The organism is Frankia sp. AvcI1 (genome assembly GCF_001420875.1).
GTDB lineage: Bacteria > Actinomycetota > Actinomycetes > Frankiales > Frankiaceae > Frankia > Frankia alni.
The window spans coordinates 1-2,234 of record NZ_LJFZ01000010.1; the positions used below are offsets into that span (position 1 = coordinate 1).

At 67.4% G+C, this 2,234-nt stretch carries 1 protein-coding gene and 3 pseudogenes; all 4 read right to left on the reverse strand.

Annotation, left to right across the window (positions count from 1 at the left end):
• Positions 1–346: pseudogene (locus UK94_RS12290) on the reverse strand (prephenate dehydrogenase/arogenate dehydrogenase family protein); the annotation flags it as partial.
• Between the two features lie 678 nt (positions 347–1,024).
• Positions 1,025–1,183 carry a hypothetical protein gene (locus UK94_RS34340; RefSeq protein WP_162246903.1) on the reverse strand — a complete coding sequence of 53 codons (159 nt, stop codon included), beginning with the start codon at positions 1,181–1,183 and terminating at the stop codon, positions 1,025–1,027.
• Positions 1,184–1,247: 64 nt separating this feature from the next.
• Positions 1,248–1,460: pseudogene (locus tag UK94_RS12295) on the reverse strand (IS6 family transposase); the annotation flags it as partial.
• Between the two features lie 36 nt (positions 1,461–1,496).
• A pseudogene (locus tag UK94_RS76045) lies at positions 1,497–2,161 on the reverse strand (recombinase family protein); the annotation flags it as partial.
• Between the last annotated feature and the right edge of the window lie 73 nt (positions 2,162–2,234).

Here is a 2,234-nt window from a genome sequence, read left to right on the forward strand (position 1 = left end):
CGTCCAGGCTGTGCTCGAACGGACCGACGTCCTCGATGTTGACGTCCCACCTGCTGATGAGGCCGACGATCGCGGCGAGCTGCCCGGGCCGGTCGTCGAGCACCACGCCGACCCAGCCCCACGACCGCGCCGTGGCGCCGGCCTTACGCGGCAGCAGCGCGCGCCCCGCGTGCCCGTCCCGCATGAGCCGGGTGACCGCCGTGGTGACATCGTCGGCACCGGCGGCGTCGAGGACGTCGGCCAGGGCCGTCAGCCGGGAGCCGAGGTCGCGCACCCGCCGGGCGATCGGCCCCCGGTTGCCCTCGACGATCCCCGCCCACAGCTCGGCGTCGCTGTCGGCGAGCCGGAGTCGAGCCCCCGGGCCGCGTTCTCGCAAAAGCGCGGCCAGGGGGCTCGACGCCAGACCTCGGATCTCCTATCGACCCAGATTCCTACTGGTCACTCCGTGAATACCTGCCACGGTCGTATGGGCCCGTCGACTGGACACACCCACCATGCCTGCTCCTGATGTATCTGCGGCCGCGTCGAGTGCCGGTGACCGGGGCATGGCGGCACGGGATCTGAGGTGCCTCCGTCGGCAATGACATCCTGCAACCATTCGGCTATGCTGATCATTAGCTCTGCTGGCTGGGTCGCCGGAAGTGCCGACAGGACGGACTCACCTGCATGTCCCCGCACGGAGACGGGCCACTTGCTCACCCAGCCGACAAGCTCCGACTCCGACACTGGAAGTCCCAGCCGACGGCCGACGTCGGCAGCGGTGAGCTGACCTTTTCTCCAGGCGAGTCCGCGCGCGATCCAGCTCGCTGTCGTGCGGCGAACCAACCGCAATAGAGATCCACTGAGATGCTGGTCGTAGTTCCTCCAGCGCTGCGGCCACTGCCGCGGTCACCCGTCGGCGGGCGGGCAGNAGGCCCGGGGCGGCCTTGGTTCCCGANNCAAGGGCAGCCGCGACATCGGGTATGGGAACGTCGGACGCGAAAACCCACGCTNCGGACGGCCGTTCGGCCTCATCTTGCTCCACCTAGAGAACATAGTCCGCGTAGACGTTGATCTGACGGACGGAGCGGGGTCCGATCTGAAATTGCACGCTCACCCACAGGCTGAGTGGCATCCCGATCCTCCCCCGTAGGTAGTGGGTCGTCGGGAAGACCGTGTCGTCGGCGTAGGTGTACTTGGACATGCTCGAATGAAACGTGTAATCGCAGGACGTGTTGGAATGGGTGTCCTGGTAGCGGGTCTGGCGCTTGAACCAGCAAGGGCGTGAAGCGCTGCACCCACCGATACACCGTGACGTGATCAACCTCGAGGTCGCGTTCGGCGAGCAGCTCCTCGACGTCCCGGTAGGACGGCGCTTACCGCAGGTACCAGCGGACCGCGAGGACGATCACCTCCGGTGAGAACCGGAACCCCGCGAACTCCGACGTCGGAACCGGTGAACAGGCACGACGTCGACGCATCACTCGAGCATGACTGATCGGCAGCCGCCGGACAGNGGACTCCGCCAATGCAACAAAGCCGTCTCGGCTTTGTGCTGTTTGTTCCAGACCTGATAGCCGGTGTAGCGCGGGTTCGCCAGGATGGCTTGCACTGCGCCCTTGGACCAGGCGATTCCGGTGCGGTGTCGGTTGCGGGCTCGGTCGTAGGCCGACGGGGACAGTACACCTTCGTCGGTGAGTGTCTGGGCGATCAGGAAGACACCCATGCCGTTGAGGTACCGGTGGAAGATTCGCTCGACGACCGGTGCGGTGATCGGGTCTTTCGCCAGAACGTGGAGACGCTTGCCGTCGGCGGCTTTCGCCGGGTTGGGATGGGGCAGGTAACCGCGTCCGAGCGATGACGCTCTACCGCGACTTCGACGGCTCGACGATCCAGGTTGAGCGATGTGGAGCGTCAACTGCGGCTGCGTCGACGAGACTGCGTCGGTCGGAGGACACGGACACAGGGTGGCGCGGCAGGCGCGGAGGGCCAGGTCGACACGGGCGGGCGGCTGGGCGGGCCCGTTCTCAGCCGGTGGACTCGGGGCACACGGCCACCGGCGATCTCCACGAGTCGTCCAACCCGCGACGACCGGCCGGTGGCCGCATCGCCCGCGACCGCCACGCGGCGCAGGCCGAGCGGAGCACCGCCACGCAGGCGCCCCACTCGGCCGACTACCCAACAGCGGTTGCCGTACTAGCCAGCGATGCCGACGCCCTCCGTGTCATCCGCGAGACCGTTTGAGCCTGGATCGT